Genomic DNA, 21,692 nt, shown 5'->3' with positions numbered 1-21,692 from the left:
AGGCGTAGTTAGTTATAATAGTTTTGATGTTAGTTTAGTCATGGTGCATTAAGCAAGTAATTTCTTTACTGTATTCGCTTGAGTGCCATAAAATTAAAAGCCGACTTCCTTACATAAGGAAGTCGGTTTTTACATTATTTCGATAGGCTTCTGTCTTTATCCGTTACCGCTGCAACCGCATCATGAATCGTTGTTTCAAAATGATTACTTTGAAGAGAGGATACACCTTGTATCGTCGTACCACCCGGAGAACATACTTGGTCAACAAGTGACCACGGGTGCTCTTGTGATTGTAAAATCATTTTCGCACTGCCGAGTACCGCATTTGCAGCAATTTCGAGTGCCATATTTTTAGGCATACCTTCTCGTACTGCTGCTCGAGCTAATGCATCAATATACATATAGGTGAAAGCTGGGGAGGCACCGCCAATTGTTGTAAATATCGAGAATAAATGTTCCGGTACTTCGATAATTGTACCGACAGTTTCAAATAAGGTTGTAACAAACTGAAGTTGTGTATTTGTTACTTGCTCACTAGAGGTATAACAACTTGTAGAAGCACCGATAAGAGCATTAATATTTGGCATAACACGAATAATAGGTGTGCCTTCAGATAAATATCCTTGTAGGTACGTTAAATTTTTTCCAGCAGCAATGGAAACAATGACTTGCTTTTCTTGTAAATACTTTCTTACTTCAGGTAAAACATCGGGTAACATCTGTGGTTTTACGCCTAAGATGATCACATCACAATTTGACATTAACTCTTCAATAGAATCCGTTACTTGTATACCATAAGAAGTTGCTAATTTTGTAGTTTTTGCTTTCGTACGATTATAGCCGTATATAGAATTGGACTGGAAATCACCGCTATTGCACATTCCTTTAATAATGGCTGTGGCCATATTTCCTAGGCCAATAAATCCGTATTTCACTTGGTAACACTCCTTCGTTTAGATAGAACATACATATCAGTATAGAACAGAATGTTTTTCTTGAATAGCAATATGCAGGAATGAAGGCAATACGGTTCAAATTCATGCCAGTCGGTGGTATCATAGAAGGAGTTGTGAAATGGATAGGCATCTGCCATTTACGAAATCATGTACTTTGTGTGAACTTTGAGACATACCCATTCCAAAAGAGGTAAAATAATAATTTGATATGTTTGATGCAAAATTTGTCGCTTTCTATCGGGGGAGGAAAGCGTGTAGAAATTATTAGAGAAAAGGAATTAAGATGAATGGAACAGAATCTAAAAACGGAGCACAATCCACAATCTGTAGAAACGACTTTAGAGAAGCCTTCGCGCACTACTATTTTAGCGCAGACAGTGAAAACTGGGATTATAAAGTCTAATTTAATTCCTATGTGGGCTGGATTGGCGCTAGGTATGTATAAAAATAAAATGACATTATTGGATAATATACCAGAAATAATTTTTGTAACAATCGGTTCTGCTCTCGTTATCGGGGCAGCTGGGGCATTTAACAATGTGTATGATCGTGATATTGATGCCATTATGCCACGTACGAAAAATCGTCCGACTGTAACTGGTGAAATGGCGGCGAAAACTACTTTGATGTTAGCCGTTGCTATGCTCATTATTGGAGTTGGAATGCTAGCACTTGCTTCACCACTTGCGGCGCTATTCGGATTCTTAGGCGTCTTTTTATATGTAGTTCCTTATACAATGTGGACAAAACGTCGTACAATTTACAATACTGAAATCGGTAGTATATCGGGAGCTGTACCTCCGTTAATCGGTTGGTCCGCTGTATCTTCTGATATTACTCACCCTGCCTTAATCGGTCTATTTTTTGTTATGGTGATTTGGCAGATGCCTCATTTTTATGCCATTGCCATTCGTAAGCGTGCTGATTATGAAGCAGCAAGTGTACCGATGCTACCTGTGATTAAAGGGATGCGTCGCACATACTATCAAACAAACTTTTATTTAATTTTACTGATTTTATCAAGCTTTTTATTCGGTTCGTTGAGTATAGGTATAATGCTTGTAGCTTTATTATTAAGTGTAGCATGGCTTGTGATGAGTATTTACGGGTATCATAGCAATAAGGATCAAGTGAAGTGGGCGACCAAAATGTTTGTCTTCTCTCTAATCCATATGACGATTCTATTTTCAACGGTAATTATTTACTCGTTGGTAGGGGTAATATTTAAATTATATTAAGCGTATTCAAAAGAAAAGGCCAACAAGTTATTCTTCACTTGTTGGCTTTTCCCTTTCCACGGAGGTAATGTGACAACTCGGCCATTCCAACGCATGTAACCGACCACCAAAAACAGCGCCACCGTCAATTCCAATGATATTATTTTTCCCAAAATAGACATTGAAATTGGTAGGATCATGATGGAGCCTATAAGTGGGTGTATGCCCAAAAATCACTACTTTTTCTCCTTTATAGCCTGCATGAAACTCTTCACGAATCCATAATAACTGCAGGGGATCGGTATCTTCTATAGCTACACCAGGCACTACACCGCCATGAACAAAAATAGCGTCCTCTAATTCAATATACGTCTCAAACGTTTCAATCAGCTGTAAATGTTCTTCGAGCTTAGGCAAAGTTTGAATAACACTCGGTAATGTATTGCTGTTAATAGCATCTTCAAAGTCTTCTGCCCGATAACCATAGCTAGCTAGTGTTTTATCTCCTCCGCATAGATCAATCCAATGCTTCCAAGGCTTAGGATGGCCAGAGCGACAGGCTTTTAGCATAATCGCCTCATGATTTCCAAGTAAAACACGTGCACCCTTTGTTTGTAGTTCTCCTACTAAATTTAAAACACCGCTAGAAGTAGGTCCACGGTCTATAAAATCGCCAAGTAAAAATAGCTGATCCTGGTTGGCATCATACTTTATCTTTACTAATAATTCTTCAAAAAGGTCTAATTCTCCGTGTATATCACTAATTGCTAGTATTCGTGTCATAAAACAGCATCCTTTCCAATATAAACGCGGTTACTATTAAGTATAGAGAAATGTTCTACAAAATTCGACTGTTGTACTTTAAGCATGTACTGACGGTTGCTTAAGCTGTCACTTGAAAACTACGAGTAAGGAAGACGTTCAAGTAAGAGTCAAGCTATTATAAGTACTGATCAATGGTCAGTGGAAATCTCTAGCGATAATAGTTTCACTTTATCATATGTCAGGGTGATTCCATTTCTTTATTCGTTCGTCTAGAGAGGTGGTATAGGAAAGGAGGGGATTATTTGCGACAACAATTTCAGCAAGATTATGAGATGCATAGTGATGCAATCTTTAAATACATTTATTATTTAGTGGGCAATAAGGAACTAACAGAGGACTTAACACAGGAAACATTCTATAAAGCTTTTCAACATTTTCATACATATAGACAAGAATCCAACGTTCAAACTTGGCTTCGTAAAATAGCAAGAAACCTAGTATATGACCATTTTAGGCGAAAGAAAATTTTGCAATTTATGCCGTTTTTTCAAAAAGAGCGTGTTCGAGATAAAGCGATGTTACCAGAGGAGTTTTTAATAAAGGGAGAGCATTTTTCAGCACTATTCCAAGCTCTTTTTGGCATTAAGCTTGAATATCGAGAAGCCATTATCTTGCGTTATTTGGAAGAGCTTTCTGTAAAAGAAACAGCGGAGGTTCTTGGATGGAGCGAGGTGAAGGTGAAAAATAATACAGCACGTGGCTTACAGGCACTACGAAAATGGTTAGGAGAGGAGGGGCTTGTGAATGAATGAAGAATTAAAGGATTTGTTACAGCAGATGCAGGATGTAAAACGAACGAATGCAGAAAAAGAAATGACTTGGGGAAAGTTGGATGACCGAATAGGAAGAGAAACCAGACGCAATCACTGGCAATATCGTACGATGTTTACAGCGTTACTTGCAATGTTAGTACTGTTCATGGCATTGCTAATAAATGCTAGTGACTATACGAACAAAAATGCGACACTCCCTTTGTCGAAGGAAATTCGTGCGGTTCATTTTTATGAAACAGATACAGCTAATCAATTTAATGGCAAGGGCTCAAAATTATATTTGGGTGTAGAAAAGCTCACATCAACAGCCTATCAACAGCTTGAAGAACTTTTAGCTTTACAACAAATCACTCAGTTGGGGCTAGATGAGATAAAGGAACTTGAAAGTAGTACTTTTGATTTGATTATTACATTTCAAGATGGGCATCAGCAACGCCTAAAATGGTATCGCTATGCTGCTGAAGGTGAACTATTAATGCAGGATTGGGATAGCAAAGTATTTTATGTGATTCCTGAGGCAATAGCATTGGAATTACGTGAGGAAATTTGGCAGCTCGAGGAAGACTTTTTATTGATTTCATTTAAGGGACCTTTCATAATAATTGGGTCGGCTCTACTAAATGCTTTGTTGACGCTATTGATACGGAAAAAATACAATCTTCCGAAAGAGCTAAATCTATTCCCACAAAAAAAATGGATGGCTGTTGATATTATTTGGGTGGCCCTATTATTCATATGGGCGACATTACAAAAACTTAAATTTGATCAACCGTTATTTATAGGGTGGGTCATACTAGTGGCAATAGTTGTATGTTATTGGCAATTTTGGATTAATCGTAAGCTAACGCCACATCCTGGCTATTTGCTATTACGTTATCTAGCTGTTTCCTATACTTTTGTCATTATTTCTTTCGTGTATTTCTCGCTTTCATAATAAAAGCTTCAAAGCTAAGTGTGAAGCTTCTATTACGGCGTTGTGAATCATTTAACTAAATTTTAAAGCTTTTCCCATACTTGCATGGCGATTTGCTCGTCAAAAGAAGAGAGTAGACGGCAGTTATTCGTATCTAAAATTCTATAGTGATTACTAATAACATTTTGCTGTAAACGATAGCCATTGCGTTCGCTAAGATTTTTCCACCATATGTAGCCGCCCATCGTTTTTTCTTTCGGTTGTAATGTCCCATGATTGGCGATTAAATCAATGACCTCAAGTGGGTCACCACCGAGCTCATGCTGTAAAATGGAGCTTTCACGACACAGGGCACAAACGGCTACGGCTGTTGTCCAGCCAGTCTGAATACGTCCTTTTTCGATTTGTACAAGTGTTTTTTTAGAAAGGCCAAGTAAATCACTCATCTGATCTTGTGTTAAAGTTTTTTCTGTTCGAATTAATTTTAGTTTTTCTGAAACGAGTGTGATTAGTTGTTCACGATGCATCCAAACACCCTTTCTTGCAGGTTGTTAAGCTCCATTATACATGAAAGTTGTATAAGGGGTGTGGTTTTGTCCGATTGAATTTTTCATTTGGTTGGTAGAATACGCACAAATATAAAAGAACTGCTCAATGAGATAACGTACACATTGAGCAGTCCTTATTATGTTTGTAGTGAGAAAAGGCTAATATTCGTATTTTTTTGTGTCAGAGATTACTTTGAAATGAATACCTTTAATTTGAGCGCTTACTTTATGACGAAGTGTATCAATATCTACAAGTTCGTCTTTATCATTTACGCACTCAGCGATTTCCTGTAAAAGTTTTGTGAAAGCCTCTTTGAATAAGGTGCGCATATTATCGAAGTCTAGGCTTCGGAAGCTACCATCAATATCAAATGCCTCTACAGAATTTAACTGCTTTGAAGCACCAGCAAAACGGTCATCGTACACGGTGTAGTTTTCGTCAGTCACAACAATTATATATAATATTTCACCTGTAATGGTTTTTAATTCGATATTTGTTTTGTGTTTTTTAACGTCGGTAATAATGTGAATACCGTTCGAATGATAAAGCTTGAACAATTTCATTGTAATGCCCCCTGATAATAGAATCATATTCATAGTTTCATTATATAGGTAAATGGCTAATAATGGAACATGACAATCGTTTTTGGATAGTAAAGCCCTATTTAAGCTATATTTGATAGAAACTATCAATAAAATATTAACACTATTATTTGATTTCTGTTACGATAGGTGCAGTTTTTCGTAAAGGGCGAACTTCTACATAATGGAGCTGGTGGCCTTGTTGTTCATAGACACTAAATACATATGGAGCAAGCTCAATGTTTTTGGCTATTTTATTTCCATTATTAACGGTTAAAAACCAGCCGCCTAGTGTTTCTACTTCTTCTGCATCAAGTGTCACATGTAATAAATTTTCTACATCTTCTACAAGCATTTTTGCATTTAAAATATAATGATTTTCATTTACTTTTCGAATTTCAGCAATTTCATCACCATCAAATTCATCGCGGATCTCACCGACAATTTCCTCTAAAATATCCTCTACCGTTACGAGTCCCGAAGTACCGCCATATTCATCCATTAAAATAGCCATATGAATACGTTCCTTTTGCATGCGTACGAGTAATTCTTGAATAGGGATCGTTTCAATAACACGAATGACAGGATTAATAAAATCTTCAAGCACTAATGATTCGTCTGTTAACCGTTCAATCAATCCATGCGTGAACAATTCTTTTGCGTTAAGTGAGCCTAAAATATTATCACGATCACCGTCATAAACGGGGTATCGTGTATATTTTTCTGAAGCGATAAAGTGGATAATATTGGTGAAAGTTTCGTTTTTTTCTATTCCAATTATTTCTGTTCGGGGCACCATAATTTCGCGTGCAATTCGCTCGTCAAATTCAAAGATATTATTAACGAATTTTAACTCGTTTTTGTTAATTTCACCGCTTTTAAAGCTTTCAGAAAGCAGTAGACGTAATTCTTCTTCTGTATGTGATAGTTCATGCTCAGAAGCGGGCTTCATGCCAAATAAGCCAACAAGAACACGGGCAGAACCATTTAAGAACCAAATGAATGGATACATTAATTTATAGAAAGCCATAATTGGTTTAGCAAAAAGAAGTGTAATCGTTTCTGCTTTTTGAATCGCAGCTGTTTTGGGCGCTAATTCACCGACAACAACATGTAGGAATGTTGCGATGGCAAAGGCAGAACCAATTGTGAAGATTGTCATGTACTTATCAGAAATACCGACCATCTCAAATAAGGGATGTAGCATAAATTCAAAAGTTTTTTCACCAACCATCCCGATACCAAGTGCTGTAACAGTAATACCAAGCTGACAGGCTGATAAGTACTCGTCCAAGTGATCGACGACATGTTTGGCAGAGATGGCTTTTTGATTGCCCTCCGCAATCAGTTGGTCAAGCCTTGAGGAACGTACCTTTACAATGGCGAATTCAGTGGCTACGAAAAAGCCTGTAAATGCTAATAAAATGGTAAAAATCGATAAGTTAAGTATGGTCTCCAAATAGTCGTTCTGTTAAAACAGAACGTCACCTCCTAATTATTAATGAGTAATAGTAAGGATTGCATAAGTGCAATACTTTCAGGCGAAACGTTTTTTTTGATTGATTGAATATTTTTTTTGTCTTGTTTGTCCATTAGCGCAAGTAGCGAAGTTACATCATGCTCTAAATCTTGCATTTTTAAGCGAAGCGTTTGTACATCAATTTCTTCATATGGTGTGATGTTTAGTTCGTGTTGTATTTCTTCGAGTGAAAGACCCTCCAATTTACGTTGCTCGATATCATGCAGTCGTTCAATCATAGTAGGGGCATAGTAGCGATAATTTGAAGCAGAGCGTTCAGCTTCTAATAAACCAATATTTGTATAGTAATCAATTGTTCTTTTGGTAATGCCGGTTTTTTCTGCAAGTTCACCAATTTTTAATTTCTCTGTCCCAATACAAACACCTCCAAACCATCACGTGATACTTTGATTATAACGTGTTAGTTTAATAGTATTCAATGAATAAGCTCAAATATTTCAAAATTGTAAGATTTATTTCGAAATATATTCGTGATAACAGGCACTGAGAGTAATGGCATTTGGCGTGTAACATAGAAAGTTCGTAATAAAAAACGCTGTGCACATGGCGCAGCGTTTCTTCTATGTTTCGATGGATGTACTATTATTCTGGATTTCCAAACGTACTTGTGTTTTGTAATGGCCGACTAGCATAATAACGAGGGCAGCAAAAACCATAATCCCTGCGAAAAGTAAAGCTGCTTTATAGCTCTCATAATAAGCTGCTAGTTTACCCGCAATTATCGGTCCGATAATTTGTCCAAATGCATAATATGTTGTTAACACAGAAACGACTGCGTTACTTTGGCTCGGGAATGTCTGTCTTGCATAGGATGTGGTCATCGTAACGATACCAACGAAGGTCATCCCAAACAAAAACGCGGAAACAAGTACGCTTGGAACGGTTTGTGAAAAGACTGGTAGAATAATACCAATGACCTGCATCACATATGCTACCGATAATACGGTAACAGGAGAATATTTTGATAACAGCATTATCCAAACAGGGGCAGATGGCACAGCGGCTAAACCAACCACCACCCAACTATATGAAGAATAGGCCGATAATGCAGGGATATTATGAATTATATCCACTAAGAAGGTTCCCGTTATAATATAACCAAGACCCTCTAATCCATAAGAAGCAATCAGCCAAGGCATAAAACCAGCTGTCATCTTTCCTCTAGAGGAAGACACTTTCTTTACACCATCTTGAATGGTTAAATTGCGCCATGTAACAAGTGTGATGCAGAAGAAGGCAAGCGAAAGAATGCCAAGTCCAAGCCATGCGCCTTTCCATGTGTAAGAAATCTCTAAGTAGGGCACAAGTAAGCCCGAAATGGCGATACCAAGCCCAATCCCACTAAATAAATAGCCGGACCATTTTGTTAAAATAACTTGCGCTAGGTAATCCATTATTATGCTGGATGTTAAGACAAAAATAAGTCCGCCTGTCACACCAGCAATAAAGCGTAATAGCATCCATACGAAAAACGCCTCTGTTAAGCCCATCCATATGATCGATAGGATATTCAATATAACACTTATTAATAATAGGTATTTTTTGCGTCTAAACAAAAATCCTGCCCATAATGCCCCCACAAAATAGCCAACAAAATTGCTTGATGCTAAATAACCAGCTGTTTCTAGTGTGAAACCAGCGTCTCTCCGCATAAATGGTAAAATCGGTGTGAACGCGAAACGACTGATACCCATCGCAATGACAAGCAACAGGATTCCCCCCAGTAAAACACCAGCGTGCTTTTTATTCATAGCCAAAACCCCTCTGTGAAAAAATGTAAAGCTATGATTTTAGTATATAGTAGATAAGGGTCTGGAGGTATTTAATTTTAAGATTTACATAAAAACGCATTGTATAATAATAGCTATTCTAAACGATATAATCGCTAGAAAAGCTAAGAAATTCATTTTTGTAAGTATGTATCATATAGATAATGAAGAGCCTCTTCGCCAGTCTTTTGTAAAATCATTTCATTTTTATAGACAAGTTTTAAATCGGTGTGAGCACTATCAATTTTATCACTGTTAATGGCACATGTAATCGTTACTAACCCAGTTTCAGCAAGCTTTTTTTGCATAGTATCGTCCCAGCCTTGCTCAGAAAATAATGGTGGTTGCCAAGTGCCTTGTACTTTTAGCACGTTCTGCTTAGCGTCATAATCCCACCGTATGTCACGTAAAATAGTTTTAAATAAGTCGTTTACAGTAAAAGAGTTTTCGTTGTAGTCAATCGGTATTGCTCTGATAGCGTGAACATCACGACTAACTGCACTAGCTGCTGAGTCAGCTTTTGAAGTAATGCCAGATGCGGCATCTTTAATTTCGGTTAGTCGATCGCCACAGCCTACAAGTAATGTTGAAAGGAATACGACACAAGCTACTTTTGTCATCCGTTTCATAAGTAATCCCTCCAGTATAGCAAGTTATTACTTACTATATTAGCGAAAAGGAAAACATGAAAAAAGGGCATAGGGAGCTGACATTGTGTCGTTTTTGCAACGATATTAGCTGTAACGAATGGTATTGTCGTTCATGGCAGGTAGGGAAGGTCTTAAAACTTCGTAACTTATTTCCAAAGAAAAGGAGTGGTTTGTTATGAAGATTAATGATGAAATTCTTGAAAGGTTAGGAACTTATTTTGTGTATCATGCAATATATGAAAATTATGGTATTACGTTCGAAAGCTTTGTTGATCGTTGGGTTCGAGGGATACTTGAGGTTTAAGTTGTTGAATGGACTTTTGTTTGTAATTAAAAAAAGTCGTGTTCAACAAACGAACACGACTCTTTTATTGATAAGGAAACTATAGATTTTTTACTGTGAATAGCCTGGGATTTAGTTGTCGTCCAGGCTAAAACGCTATATCCTCGAGGATTCATTCTCTTGGGAAAAAGTGGTGGAGCGCTTACTTTTACTTCGGCTTGTAAGCTGTTGTCAGATGTAGACGAGCACTTTAGCGTATTTGTTCCTTAAAATAGTTTGTAATGAATTGATTGGCTTCCTGCCAGTTATAGACACGCACGACATTGTCAGGTACAACAAGACGATTATAGGGTGTGTCGAATAACACGACAGGTATTTTTAACTCCTCTGCGAGCATAACCGCATTATCATGCTTATCTTCAAAGAAAGCCGCAACACCATGCTTTTTCGCCGCTGCCAGCTTATCATGACTACCAATCAGTTCGATATGATCGTATGGAATCGCTTGAGATTTAAACCAATTCAACGTTATATCCGATACATTTTCACCACGCGCAGAAATGTAATACAGTTCATAGTTATTTTGCCAAGCGTTTAAAATGTTTTTTGCATCTTTGGCGGCCTCTGATACTTTATACATATAAGGTTCGTTTTCTTTAAACCATGTATTGAATGCTGCACGATCTACAGGGTGCGGAAATGCAGATAAAAAGTCATATTCGCATACATCATCTAGTGTAATATTGACATTATATTGTTTATTAATATGAGGTATGAGTGTACTAGGACATGTCACTGTACCATCAATATCGATACCAAAACGAGGCTTTTTCATGCTAGGACCTCCTTAGGCGTTCGCTTTTTCTGCTTCTTCAGCCGCACGCTTTTCTACCATTTCAGCAGCTAATTTATCGATTTCTTTTTTCAACTCTTCAACCATTGTTTCTTCAGGTACTTTACGAACTGTTTTGCCTTTCATGAATAGTAAACCTTCTCCACGTGCGCCAGCGATGCCGATATCTGCTTCGCGTGCTTCACCAGGTCCGTTTACCGCACAGCCAAGAACCGCTACTTTTAACGGTACATTAAGTTTTGAAATGTATTCTTCTACTTCATTGGCGATCGAGATGAGGTCAATTTCAATTCGACCACATGTCGGGCAAGAAATAAGTGTAGCCATGTTAGAGGCTAAGCCGAATGATTTTAATAGTTCACGTGCTACTTTTACTTCCTCCACAGGATCTGCAGAAAGGGAGATGCGTAGCGTGTTTCCGATTCCTTTTGATAGGATTGCACCAAGACCAGCAGCAGATTTTACAGTACCTGCAAATAATGTTCCTGATTCAGTAATCCCAAGGTGAAGCGGGTAATCAAAGGCTTTTGCAGCTTTTTCATAAGCCTCGATTGCTAAATTGACGTCTGATGCTTTCATCGACACGATAATATCATGGAAATCTAAGTCTTCCAAAATTTTAATATGGTGAAGTGCAGACTCAACCATGCCGTCTGCTGTTGGGTAACCGTATTTTTCCAAGATATGACGCTCTAGCGAACCAGCGTTTACGCCAATACGAATTGGAATACCCTTCGCTTTTGCTGCGTTGACAACTGCTTCTACTTTTTCTTTACGGCCAATATTACCTGGGTTAATACGAACTTTATCGATACCATTTTCAATCGCTTTTAATGCTAATTTATAGTCAAAGTGAATATCAGCTACCAATGGGATATTGATTCGTTTTTTGATTTCTGCAATCGCATCTGCTGCACGTTCATCTGGTACTGCGACACGAACGATTTGACAGCCTGCTTCTTCAAGACGAAGGATTTCTGCAACTGTTGCCTCGACATCATGTGTTTTTGTTGTACACATACTTTGAATGAATAATTCATTACTACCACCTATTGTTAAATTACCGACACGTACAGGACGTGTTTTTGAACGGTGACAAATTTCACTCATTAACTTTCTCTCCTTTTCGGGCCACTACTTTCAGCCGTCACTGTCATTTATTTTAGCAGTGTAAGAAAATAAGGACAAGGAAGAAACGTTAACTTTTCATTTTCCGCATTTGTTTTCGAATGCAAATGACAGAGGAAGCTTAATGTTTTCGCCAGGAATAAGTGCCTGCAACTGTAAATGTGGGTTTAATTCGTAAAAGAGCTGTAGTCGTTCTGGAAAGGTCATGGGTACTTTTGCAGGATGTAGGGCAAATAAGCTATGGATTGTATCTCCTTGAATAGTTTGTACATTGATATAATTTGGCTCACATTGTTCTTCACAAAGTGCGTTTGCAGTATCTTTTGGATAGAATGCAGCGAGAGGTAATGTCCCTTCTGTCAAATCTATTTTTACAACAAAGGCGATAATTACAATAATGGCTGTTAAAATTAATGCGCGCAAAAAATCCCCTCCTTTTCTACACTATATTGAGAAGAGAGGGGAATCATGCACATTATTTTGCAATTGGTTGTTTTGGATATTTTGTAAAAGCTATAATTAATAGAGTAATGGTTAAAAGTAGCGATAGTATTGAGATAATCGTATTGCTAATAGGTAAGTATTCTGAAAGTGTACTTAAGATAGTCGCCCAAGTAATAGCGAACGTTGTTGTACGCCATATATGACGATACTCACCACGGCGTTTCATGATCTTCAATATAAAAAGCCCTGCTAAGGCGTAGATGGCAATTTGTGCAAAAATAAGCATGGTTGTAAAAACAAAAAGCATGATGAGCGTTGCCGGGTATAAAAGCCATTTAATATCGTCTATGTATTCCGTCAAGCCGCTAATATTAAAGGTATCGATAGAAACGCCAGCGGTAAAACGGCCGAATGAGAAAATAGTAATAAAACTAACTAGTAAAAAGGTGTATTGAATAACCTTTCCGATAGGTAGTAGACGATAGGCAGCTAGTTTTTTAGGGTGAATCAGACTGTCGATAAATAGTTGTGAGTGTTTCATAAAATATCTCCTCCAATCGATATTCTAACATGTTCAACTGTGACAAGATATGAATTGAATTCGATTACCTGTGAAGCTAATGCTAAAATGTTAACATTGTGTAAAGAAGTTAAAGGTTTTCTTTACTTTTTGTACGATTTCATTTAATGATTAGGAATAGAGTAGTAGAGACGTAGGAATTGGAGCGAATACAATTGACAATAGATTGGCAAAGCATACTATTTCAATTTTTAGGCGGTTTAGGGGTCTTTTTATTTTCCATCAAATTAATGGGAGAAGGGCTACAAAAATCCGCAGATGACCGACTGCGCGAATGGTTGAATCGATTTACGACAAATCCGTTAATGGGTGTATTAGTAGGAATAATCGTGACAGTTTGTATTCAGTCTAGCTCTGCAACGACAGTCATTACCGTTGGACTAGTGAGTGCAGGCTTTTTAACATTACGTCAAGCAATTGGCGTCATAATGGGAGCCAATATTGGTACGACATTCACGGCATTTATTATCGGCATTGATATGGGTATTTATTTTTATCCGCTACTCGCGATTGGCGCAACATTTTTATTTTTCTTTAAAAGAGCGATTTATCATCATGTAGGTCAAGTTTTGTTTGGCTTTGGCGGTCTATTTTTAGGGCTTGAGCTAATGAGTGCAAGTATGCAGATGCTTCATCAGCTAGCTGACTTTGCTTCATTAACGGTACTTCTAAGTAACCAGCCTATTTTAGGCGTTTTTCTTGGTACAATTTTTACGTTGCTTGTTCAAAGCTCCACAGCAACTGTCGGCGTACTACAAGGCTTATATGCAGAGCACTTAATTGGTTTGGAGAGTGCGTTACCGATCTTATTTGGCGAAAATATTGGCACGACGATTACAGCAGTATTAGCTTCGCTCGGCGCTTCCATCTATGCAAAACGAGCAGCGGCGGCACACGTGCTATTTAACGTCATCGGTACGGTAATTTTCATGTTGTTTTTCACACCTTTTATGCACTATGTACAATGGATCAGCGAGCTGTTCCATTTAGAGGCACGTATGCAAATAGCTGTGGCACATGGCTCGTTTAATATCTTTAATATGTTGATTCAACTACCCTTTATTGGCGGTTTGGCAGTCCTAGTAACAAAAATACTGCCAGGGCATGACGGAAATATTGATGTTACGACGAAGCATCTTGACCCTACGTTTATTGATTCTTCGCCCGCTATTGCACTTGGGCAGGCGAAAGAAGAGGTTTTACGAATGGGTGACCATGCATTACGTGGTTTGGAAGAAACTTTTTTATATATGAAAACGGGTGAAGCTGAGCATATCCCCACAGTCCTACAATTGGAAGTAGCGCTCAATCATTTAGATAAGGAAATTACCAACTATCTCGTGATGGTGTCTAAGCAACCTCTTTCTCGTGCAGATTCGGTACGTCATCATACACTGCTAACGAATGTACGAGATCTTGAACGTATCGGTGATCATTTCGAAAATATTTTAGAACTTTTACAGTATAAGGATCATCATGAGGTAAATTTGAGCAAATCAGCGCGACAGGATTTAATTGGAATGTTTAGTCTTGCGATTGAAGCGGTACGTAAAAGCATTGAAGCACTGGATACAGCAAGTCTTAGTTTAGCACAGGAAGTAACTGAACTAGAGAGTCTAATCGATGATATGGAGGATAAACTAAGACAAAAGCATCTTGCGCGCTTAAATGCTAATGAATGTAGCGGTGCAGCGGGCATCGTCTACACGGATATCGTCAGCAACTTAGAGCGTATTGGCGATCATGCCGTTAACATTGCAGATTCTATTTTGGGTATTCGTCATTAAAATTGTGGAACTTTTTATAGTGCCCTACGTATAAAAAGGCAATGTGGGGCAAAAGGAGAGAGGTTTTATGGAAGTTGTTGGCTGGATATTAGTAATTGCCTGCTTTATCGTATCATTTGTTGGGCTCGTGTACCCGATTATACCTGGTGTGATTTTTCTAGTCGGAGGCTTTTTACTATATGGCGTATTTTTTTCATTTTCTGATTTAAGCTGGTGGTTCTGGGTAATTGAAATATTATTTGTTGTATTATTATTCGGCGCTGATACAGTAGCAAATGCATTCGGTATAAAAAAATTCGGTGGCTCGAATGCGGGTATGTGGGGCAGTACAATAGGCTTGTTAATTGGCCCATTCGTCATTCCTTTCGCTGGGATACTAATCGGTCCATTTTTAGGTGCGGTTATTGCAGAGCTGGCAGTGGAGCGACGTACTGTGAGCGAAGCCGTAAAAAGTGGAATTGGTTCACTGATTGGTTTTTTAACATCAACCGTAGCAAAAGGGGTAATTCAAGTCGTTATGATTGTTGTTTTTTTTATCGCAATTTAACGTTGACAACGGCAGTAATTGCGGAAGATTTAAACGTCGAGTGCATATATGTGCATCAAATTTAGGGATGTTTAACAAAATAAAGGAGCGGGTATGATAGTAATCGAATTGGTTTTTCAGTCAAAAGGCTGAAATCTTGGATTTGAGGTATTTTTCATTGAATGGTTTGACCAATTTTGATAATCTAAGGATGTACTAATATTATTTCTTTATTTTAGGGAGGAACTTAACAATGGCTTACGAATTACCACAATTAACTTACGCTTATGACGCATTAGAACCACATATTGATGCAAAAACAATGGAAATTCACCATTCTAAACACCACAATACTTATGTAACAAATTTAAACGCAGCAGTTGAAGGTACTGAATTTGCAGAAAAAGATATTAACGAATTAATCGCTAACATCGATGCACTTCCAGCTGACAAACAAACAGCTGTACGTAACAATGGTGGCGGACATGCTAACCATACATTATTCTGGGAATTAATCGCTCCAGGCGGTTCAAATACACCAGTTGGTGAAGTAGCAAAAGCAATCGATGCTAAATTCGGTTCTTTCGATGCTTTCAAAGAGGAATTTGCAAAAGCTGCAACAACTCGCTTCGGTTCAGGTTGGGCTTGGTTAATCGTTGATGGTGATTCAGTAGCAGTAACATCTACTCCAAACCAAGACTCTCCAGTAATGGAAGGTAAAACACCAGTTCTAGGATTAGACGTTTGGGAGCATGCTTACTACTTAAACTACCAAAACCGTCGTCCAGACTATATCGGTGCTTTCTGGAACGTAGTAAACTGGGATGTAGTAGAAGCTAAATTCCAAGCTGCAAAATAATAGTATTTAATACAGCGCTATGCTAAAGGTGAGAATAAATCACCTTGGCATAGCTTTTTTGATTTTACCGAGTACTTTTTTTGATTTATCGCCCGAATTGGCTAATTTACAAGTGTAAGAAACTTTTCTTATGAAAGGTCGTCAAATAAATGATGCTTTACTCAAGGGTATGCTTTTCTGACGGTACTTCGGATGGTATACTTAGTATCGTGTATTTAGACAGTAATTAGAGGAGGAGGGAATACATATGCGCAAAGCACCTGGGAAAAATCGTGCTGCGAGTGTTAAAGCTAAACATCATTCCAATTTAACATTTCGAATGAATGTCCTTTTCTTTGCTATATTTATCATATTTTCAATGTTAATTTTTAGGCTTGGTTATATGCAAATTGTAAAAGGGGAAGAGTATGTACGACTTTTAGAGAGTAAAGAGGAAGTTCCTGTTAATACAAGTGTGCCAAGGGGCCGTATGTATGATCGTTACGGGCGTATTTTAGTCGATAATCAGCCAGAAAATGCGATTACGTATACGAAAATGCAGACGACAAAAACGGATGAAATACTGGAAATTGCGGAGAAGTTGGCGCAATTGATTGAACAGCCAACGAAACGTGTCACATTACGGGATAAGAAGGATTTTTGGATTCTTAAAAATCACGATGCTGCCTATGAGAAGATAACAGACAAAGAAGAAGCAAAAATTAAAACGCAAGAAAACATTACGACAAGTCAAATCAATGCTGAGATTGATAGTGTTGTGCGTGAGCGTATTACAGACGAAGAATTAGCACAACTTACAGAGGCTGATTTAGAAGTGTTGGCGATTTACCGAGAAATGGCATCCGGCTACAATTTATCGCCGCAAATCATTAAGAGTGAAAATGTATCGGCTGATGAATTTGCGCGTGTCTCCGAACGTCTAACAGAATTACCAGGGGTCAATACGACAACGGACTGGAAGCGTGTCAAATTATCATCGCTTTCTATTTTAGGACGTACAACGCTACCAACAAAAGGGATTCCTAAAGAAAAGCTGAACTATTATTTAGCGCGCGATTACTCACGCAATGACCGTGTTGGGGAAAGTTATATTGAAGCCCAGTACGAAGAGCTTTTACAAGGACAAAAAACAGTTGTCAAAAATATTACCAATAAAAAAGGGCAAGTTGTCGATACGATTACTACGTACGAGGGCGAGCCAGGTAAGGATTTAGTGTTAACACTTGATAGCGAATTACAGGCAGAGACGGAGAAAATTGTAGAGGATGAGCTGCTGAAATTAAAGGCAAAATCTGGATCATATCTATTAGATCGTGCCTTTTTAGTGATGATGGATCCTAAAACAGGGGATATTTTATCGATGGTCGGTAAGAAAATTGAGAAGGATCCTGAAACAGGTAAAAACATCATCGTAGATTATGCATATGGTTCATTCACAACAGCCTATGAGGCAGGATCAGTAGTAAAAGCAGCTACAATGTTAACAGGTTATAATCAAGGAGTCATTACGCCAAGTACTGTATTCGGAGACGAACCCATTCATTTACTGGGCACGCCAAAAAAGAGCTCGATTTTTAACCGTGATAGCTATATATCTATGGATGGTTTGACAGCTCTTGAGCGTTCTTCTAACGTATATATGTTTAAAACTGCCCTGCTTATTAATGGAACACCTTATAGTTATATGATGCCGCTACGTTTAAGAGATGATACGTTTTCAAAAATGCGTAATTCTTACTCGCAATTTGGCTTAGGGGTAAAAACAGGGATTGATTTACCGAATGAATTTAGTGGCGTGCAGGGGCCATCAGGTCCAACGATGGGTGGTAAAACACTCGACTTAGCAATTGGGCAGTATGATACTTATACACCAATGCAATTAGCACAATATATTTCTACAGTGGCAAACGGTGGTTATCGTATTCAACCACATGTGGTAAAAGAAGTGCGTGACCCATCAAAAGATGGCCAGAAGCTTGGGCAATTAGTAACAGAAGTGGGACCGACGATTTTAAATAGCATCGATAATTCAGCAGAAGAAATTAACTATGTGAAAAAAGGGCTTCGTCGTGTATATACAGGGAATCAAGGTTCTGCACGTAAACAATTCGCCAATGCACCTTATACAGCAGCTGGGAAAACAGGTACAGCTGAGGTAGTTTATTATGGACCATTAACAGAGCATTATGGGACTAATACATCTAACTTAACACACGTTGGTTTTGCTCCCTATGAAAATCCTGAAATTGCTTATGCTGTTGTCATTCCTTGGGTAACAACAATTTTTACAGAGTATTTAGATAATAATAATGAAATTGCTAAACGTTCAGTGGATAAGTATTACGAGTTAAAAGAAAAATATGATTCTGCGAAAGTTACTGATAGCAATGTAGAGCAACCAATTTTACCAGCAATCACGAAAGAAAAAATTGCTGAAGATGAGCAACAATAACAAAACTGCTAGTGCATGAAAAATGCCTAGCGGTTTTTTTCTTCCATTGAGTTGACTTTGATTATTTAGATCGATTATCGGCTTGGCGGATAGAATCTATAAAGTGATGGATAGAAAGTGAAAAGTGACGGATAGACGGATTAAAGTGACGGATAGACGGATTACGCCATAAAGCGGGCATGGATTTTACAGCACGCAGTTCTATATAAATAAGAAAATCGACTGTTTCTCATAGAAGAGACAGTCGATTTTTTTATTAGGCAGATAGTTGCTGGACAGCTAATTCAAATTGTTGCTTTGGTTTTGTACCATAAAGCTCTATATTATTACAGAAATAAGACTGTACCATAAAATCCACAGCCTCCTGTAAAGATAACTCCCGATGTTTCATGACAAGTGTTAAATACGTTTTAAAGTAATCGGCATTTTGTACTTTTGCATGTTTTATCACAAAGTCAAACCCCTCTTATATTATTTTCTGACACACAATTGCTTATTATAGCATCTTTCATAGGGGAAGCAAGTTTTATCTTCATTCAGAAGAAGACTCTCACCCCTTAAGATGGTGAAATGAATGTGGGTGTGGCCCCTTTTCGTTGGGTGTCCAATCTCCTGTCGCTGCCGCTACGCTTTCGCACATAAAACACCTGCTTGAAATAGAGGAACTCAGGCTAAGAACTTCACATCCTGTGAAAACGCCTGAGTGACCAACATCATGTTGCTGCCGCTACGTTAGCACTACACTTTCGCACAAAAAACATCTGTTGGCCTAAAGCCTCCGGTGAATGTCACGGATTTTGAAAGGAGTGAATTGTGCAGGCACAATTCAAAATCCGAACGCAATTACGCCAAGGTGAAATTGATGTCAATTGTAAATTCTTCTTTACAATCATTTACAAACCATTACATTCCTTTACGTCTCTTTTACGAACGGTTTATACGACTTCAACAATCAGTGTTTATAGTAAAGATTGTAAGGCAAACAACTATAAAAAAGTTAGTGACGGAGGCAATGAGATGAAAAAGTGGAAGTACTTAACGATGACAGCGGTAATGGGTTCAGCATTAATGCTAGGTGCATGTGGTGGTGACAACGCTACTCAAAACGGTAACAATGCAGAAACGAATGCACCAGCAAGTTCAGGTCAAGATGCTGCTGACGAAAAACTGCAAGGTTCTGTAGCTGGAGATGGTTCTTCAACAGTAGCGCCGATTATTGAAGCAGTTGTAGAAGAGTATGCAGGTGCACAACCGGATGTCAAAGTATCAGTAGGTGTTTCTGGAACTGGTGGTGGCTTTGAAAAATTCATCGCAGGAGAGACAGACTTTTCAAATGCATCTCGTTATATAAAAGATGAAGAGAAAGCGAAACTAGAAGAAGCAGGTATTGCTTTTACAGAGCTAGCTTTAGCATATGACGGTTTATCAGTAGTCGTAAACCCTGAGAATGATTGGGCAAAGGATTTAACAGTAGAGCAATTAAAACAGATTTGGGTTGAAGACGGGAAAGAAAAGAAGTGGTCTGATATCGATCCATCATGGCCAGCTGAAAAAATCGTATTCTATTCACCAGGTACTGACTCTGGAACATATGACTACTTTGATGAAGTGATTTTAGATGGCGCGGATCTAGTAAGTGCTGCAACATTATCAGAGGATGATAACATGCTAGTGCAAGGTGTAGCAGGTGACAAAAATGCAATCGGCTTCTTCGGCTATGCGTACTACTTGGAAAATAAAGACAAATTAAACATTGTGAAAGTAAATGGTGTAGAACCTACAAATGAAACAATTGAAACTGGTAAATACGAACCACTTTCACGTCCATTATTCACATATGTAAAAAATAGCGCGATTAAAGATAATGCAGCAGCATATGATTTCATGAAATTCACACTTGAAAACTCAGGAGATATGGCTGAGGCTGTAGGTTATGTTCGTCTACCTGAAGAAAAATATGCTGAAGGTTTAAAAACTTTAGAAGGCTTAAAATAAGTAGACATGCATAGAGGGAAAGAGATGTATGCTCTTTCCCTTGCTTACTTGAAAGGAGCACCCAATGGTTTCTCAAAAAGAAAATAAGACAACTTCTGTGCAGCAATTAATTGCGAATTCACGCAATCATAAAACGAAGAAAATAGTGGAAAAAGCAATGCCAGCTCTATTATTTTCTGCAGCCCTGATCTCTATTTTGACGACATTTGGCATTGTTTTCACCCTTATTTTTGAAACGTTTGAGTTTTTCAAACGTGTTTCGATTACGGATTTCCTATTTGGTACACAGTGGCTACCGTTTTCAGGAAAGGAACCGTTATTTGGGATTCTACCACTTATTGCTGGTACGTTGAAAGTCACACTGATTGCAGTTGTGGTGGCAGTACCATTTGGGATTGCGTCAGCGATTTATTTAAGTGAATATGCGAATGAGAAAACTAGACGTATTGTTAAACCGATATTAGAAGTTTTAGCAGGAGTACCAACAATTGTTTATGGTTTCTTCGCACTCACGTTTGTCACACCGATGTTACAACAAATTATTCCTGGGTTAAAACTTTTTAATGCACTAAGTCCAGGGATTGTTGTAGGGATCATGATTTTACCGATGATTACTTCACTATCAGAAGATGCCATGTCGTCTGTACCCAATAGTATGAGAGAAGGTGCACTTGCGCTCGGGGCTACAAAGTTTGAAGTGGCCATTAAAGTAGTTTTACCTGCGGCTTTATCAGGTATTATAGCATCTGTTGTACTCGCTATTTCCCGGGCAATAGGTGAAACAATGATCGTATCACTTGCAGGAGGATCCACGCCGAAATTTGATTTGGATGTCACAGATTCAATTCAAACGATGACAGCATATATTGTGCAGGTTTCAACAGGTGACGCAGGTTACGGAACGACAATTTACTACTCTATTTACTCAGTAGGATTCACATTATTTATCTTTACATTAGTGATGAATTTAATCGCTCATTATATTTCGAAACGCTTCAGGGAGGTTTACTAG

Annotated in this window: 23 protein-coding genes; 10 read left to right on the top strand and 13 right to left on the bottom strand. The window is 38.2% G+C overall.

Translation table 11 applies throughout. The features are described from left to right. Positions 1-134 precede the first annotated feature (134 nt). Positions 135-935, bottom strand: a complete 801-nt coding sequence (proC, locus tag ACQKII_RS04935; RefSeq protein WP_427456905.1) for a pyrroline-5-carboxylate reductase — start codon at positions 933-935, stop codon at positions 135-137. Between the two features lie 308 nt (positions 936-1,243). Between proC and cyoE the strand changes: the two genes are divergently transcribed. After that, complete coding sequence (gene cyoE, locus ACQKII_RS04930) at positions 1,244-2,194, top strand: heme o synthase (RefSeq protein ID WP_427456903.1); 951 nt, start codon at positions 1,244-1,246, stop codon at positions 2,192-2,194. A gap of 27 nt (positions 2,195-2,221) precedes the next feature. Here the strand turns inward: cyoE and ACQKII_RS04925 are convergent, their stop codons facing one another. After that, a complete protein-coding gene (locus tag ACQKII_RS04925; RefSeq protein WP_427456901.1) occupies positions 2,222-2,956 on the bottom strand; it encodes a metallophosphoesterase in 735 nt (244 codons plus the stop codon). A gap of 284 nt (positions 2,957-3,240) precedes the next feature. On the opposite strand from ACQKII_RS04925, the gene ACQKII_RS04920 reads away from it, so the two are divergent. Further along, entirely contained in the window at positions 3,241-3,750 is a 510-nt protein-coding gene (locus tag ACQKII_RS04920; protein WP_427456900.1) for an RNA polymerase sigma factor, read from the top strand. Continuing rightward, a complete protein-coding gene (locus tag ACQKII_RS04915; RefSeq protein ID WP_427456898.1) occupies positions 3,743-4,705 on the top strand; it encodes a hypothetical protein in 963 nt (320 codons plus the stop codon). Before ACQKII_RS04920 ends, ACQKII_RS04915 begins: the two co-directional genes overlap by 8 nt. Before the next feature lie 62 nt (positions 4,706-4,767). Here ACQKII_RS04915 and ACQKII_RS04910 read toward each other — a convergent pair whose 3' ends face one another. The 6 genes from ACQKII_RS04910 to ACQKII_RS04885 all read right to left on the bottom strand — a co-directional run bounded on the left by ACQKII_RS04910 (position 4,768) and on the right by ACQKII_RS04885 (position 9,752). Further along, the gene (locus ACQKII_RS04910; protein ID WP_427456896.1) at positions 4,768-5,211 is read right to left on the bottom strand and encodes a helix-turn-helix transcriptional regulator; all 444 of its coding nucleotides are present in this window, start codon (positions 5,209-5,211) and stop codon (positions 4,768-4,770) included. A 180-nt stretch (positions 5,212-5,391) separates the two neighbouring features. After that, positions 5,392-5,796: a hypothetical protein gene (locus ACQKII_RS04905; protein WP_427456894.1), complete on the bottom strand. Its 405-nt coding sequence runs from the start codon at positions 5,794-5,796 to the stop codon at positions 5,392-5,394. Between the two features lie 145 nt (positions 5,797-5,941). After that, the gene (locus ACQKII_RS04900) at positions 5,942-7,273 is read right to left on the bottom strand and encodes a hemolysin family protein (protein WP_427456893.1); all 1,332 of its coding nucleotides are present in this window, start codon (positions 7,271-7,273) and stop codon (positions 5,942-5,944) included. Between the two features lie 32 nt (positions 7,274-7,305). Further along, positions 7,306-7,647: a MerR family transcriptional regulator gene (locus ACQKII_RS04895; RefSeq protein ID WP_427457453.1), complete on the bottom strand. Its 342-nt coding sequence runs from the start codon at positions 7,645-7,647 to the stop codon at positions 7,306-7,308. Between the two features lie 267 nt (positions 7,648-7,914). After that, positions 7,915-9,105: a YbfB/YjiJ family MFS transporter gene (locus tag ACQKII_RS04890; RefSeq protein WP_427456891.1), complete on the bottom strand. Its 1,191-nt coding sequence runs from the start codon at positions 9,103-9,105 to the stop codon at positions 7,915-7,917. Between the two features lie 152 nt (positions 9,106-9,257). Then, complete coding sequence (locus ACQKII_RS04885; protein WP_427456889.1) at positions 9,258-9,752, bottom strand: hypothetical protein; 495 nt, start codon at positions 9,750-9,752, stop codon at positions 9,258-9,260. Positions 9,753-9,948: 196 nt separating this feature from the next. Between ACQKII_RS04885 and ACQKII_RS04880 the strand changes: the two genes are divergently transcribed. After that, on the top strand, positions 9,949-10,077 hold the full coding sequence (locus tag ACQKII_RS04880) for a hypothetical protein (RefSeq protein ID WP_268807922.1): 129 nt from the start codon (positions 9,949-9,951) through the stop codon (positions 10,075-10,077). Positions 10,078-10,306: 229 nt separating this feature from the next. On the opposite strand, the gene ACQKII_RS04875 is transcribed toward ACQKII_RS04880, so the two are convergent. The 4 genes from ACQKII_RS04875 to ACQKII_RS04860 all read right to left on the bottom strand — a co-directional run bounded on the left by ACQKII_RS04875 (position 10,307) and on the right by ACQKII_RS04860 (position 13,022). After that, positions 10,307-10,891, bottom strand: coding sequence for a 5' nucleotidase, NT5C type (locus ACQKII_RS04875; protein ID WP_427456887.1), 585 nt, complete (start codon positions 10,889-10,891; stop codon positions 10,307-10,309). A gap of 12 nt (positions 10,892-10,903) precedes the next feature. Continuing rightward, positions 10,904-12,019: a flavodoxin-dependent (E)-4-hydroxy-3-methylbut-2-enyl-diphosphate synthase gene (ispG, locus tag ACQKII_RS04870; protein ID WP_427456885.1), complete on the bottom strand. Its 1,116-nt coding sequence runs from the start codon at positions 12,017-12,019 to the stop codon at positions 10,904-10,906. 96 nt (positions 12,020-12,115) lie between these two features. Then, on the bottom strand, positions 12,116-12,460 hold the full coding sequence (locus ACQKII_RS04865) for a hypothetical protein (RefSeq protein ID WP_427456883.1): 345 nt from the start codon (positions 12,458-12,460) through the stop codon (positions 12,116-12,118). A 52-nt stretch (positions 12,461-12,512) separates the two neighbouring features. Further along, a complete protein-coding gene (locus ACQKII_RS04860) occupies positions 12,513-13,022 on the bottom strand; it encodes a DUF1189 family protein (protein WP_427456881.1) in 510 nt (169 codons plus the stop codon). A 194-nt stretch (positions 13,023-13,216) separates the two neighbouring features. Between ACQKII_RS04860 and ACQKII_RS04855 the strand changes: the two genes are divergently transcribed. The 4 genes from ACQKII_RS04855 to ACQKII_RS04840 all read left to right on the top strand — a co-directional run bounded on the left by ACQKII_RS04855 (position 13,217) and on the right by ACQKII_RS04840 (position 18,685). After that, entirely contained in the window at positions 13,217-14,848 is a 1,632-nt protein-coding gene (locus tag ACQKII_RS04855; RefSeq protein WP_427456879.1) for a Na/Pi cotransporter family protein, read from the top strand. Positions 14,849-14,915: 67 nt separating this feature from the next. Beyond that, positions 14,916-15,395: a DUF456 domain-containing protein gene (locus ACQKII_RS04850; protein WP_427456877.1), complete on the top strand. Its 480-nt coding sequence runs from the start codon at positions 14,916-14,918 to the stop codon at positions 15,393-15,395. Between the two features lie 232 nt (positions 15,396-15,627). Next, on the top strand, positions 15,628-16,233 hold the full coding sequence (locus ACQKII_RS04845; RefSeq protein ID WP_107950185.1) for a superoxide dismutase: 606 nt from the start codon (positions 15,628-15,630) through the stop codon (positions 16,231-16,233). 247 nt (positions 16,234-16,480) lie between these two features. Further along, positions 16,481-18,685: a peptidoglycan D,D-transpeptidase FtsI family protein gene (locus ACQKII_RS04840; protein WP_427456875.1), complete on the top strand. Its 2,205-nt coding sequence runs from the start codon at positions 16,481-16,483 to the stop codon at positions 18,683-18,685. A 256-nt stretch (positions 18,686-18,941) separates the two neighbouring features. Here the strand turns inward: ACQKII_RS04840 and ACQKII_RS04835 are convergent, their stop codons facing one another. Further along, positions 18,942-19,136 (bottom strand): hypothetical protein, encoded by a 195-nt coding sequence (locus tag ACQKII_RS04835; RefSeq protein WP_427456873.1) that lies wholly within the window; start codon positions 19,134-19,136, stop codon positions 18,942-18,944. A gap of 566 nt (positions 19,137-19,702) precedes the next feature. Between ACQKII_RS04835 and ACQKII_RS04830 the strand changes: the two genes are divergently transcribed. After that, positions 19,703-20,680: a PstS family phosphate ABC transporter substrate-binding protein gene (locus tag ACQKII_RS04830; protein WP_427457451.1), complete on the top strand. Its 978-nt coding sequence runs from the start codon at positions 19,703-19,705 to the stop codon at positions 20,678-20,680. A gap of 64 nt (positions 20,681-20,744) precedes the next feature. Beyond that, positions 20,745-21,692, top strand: a complete 948-nt coding sequence (gene pstC / locus ACQKII_RS04825; RefSeq protein WP_427456871.1) for a phosphate ABC transporter permease subunit PstC — start codon at positions 20,745-20,747, stop codon at positions 21,690-21,692.

Origin of the sequence: Lysinibacillus sp. NPDC048646, from assembly GCF_050272295.1 — a bacterium.
GTDB lineage: Bacteria > Bacillota > Bacilli > Bacillales_A > Planococcaceae > Lysinibacillus.
Note: the sequence above shows the minus strand (reverse complement) of the source record. Positions and strands in the feature narration are given on the sequence as shown.